Here is a 611-nt window from a genome sequence, read left to right on the forward strand (position 1 = left end):
TCTCACTCGTGAACCGTCCACAACTCGCTTCCGCGGCTGCTTCACCCGGCACACGACGCTCCCCTACCCATCCCAGCAGGCGTTGGCCCTCATGCTGGAATGACACGACTTCGGCGGTACGCTTGAGCCCCGCTACATTGTCGGCGCGGAATCACTTGACCAGTGAGCTATTACGCACTCTTTCAAGGGTGGCTGCTTCTAAGCCAACCTCCTGGTTGTCTCTGCGACTCCACATCCTTTCCCACTTAGCGTACGCTTAGGGGCCTTAGTCGATGCTCTGGGCTGTTTCCCTCTCGACCATGGAGCTTATCCCCCACAGTCTCACTGCCGCGCTCTCACTTACCGGCATTCGGAGTTTGGCTAAGGTCAGTAACCCGGTAGGGCCCATCGCCTATCCAGTGCTCTACCTCCGGCAAGAAACACACGACGCTGCACCTAAATGCATTTCGGGGAGAACCAGCTATCACGGAGTTTGATTGGCCTTTCACCCCTAACCACAGGTCATCCCCCAGGTTTTCAACCCTGGTGGGTTCGGTCCTCCACGAAGTCTTACCTCCGCTTCAACCTGCCCATGGCTAGATCACTCCGCTTCGGGTCTTGGGCGCGCTACT

At 57.8% G+C, this 611-nt stretch carries 1 rRNA gene; it reads right to left on the reverse strand.

Annotation, left to right across the window (positions count from 1 at the left end):
- Positions 1 to 611: ribosomal RNA gene (locus ACSNOG_RS32890) — 23S ribosomal RNA — on the reverse strand; the annotation flags it as partial.

It is taken from the genome of Streptomyces sp. URMC 124 (assembly GCF_051386455.1).
Taxonomy (GTDB): domain Bacteria; phylum Actinomycetota; class Actinomycetes; order Streptomycetales; family Streptomycetaceae; genus Streptomyces.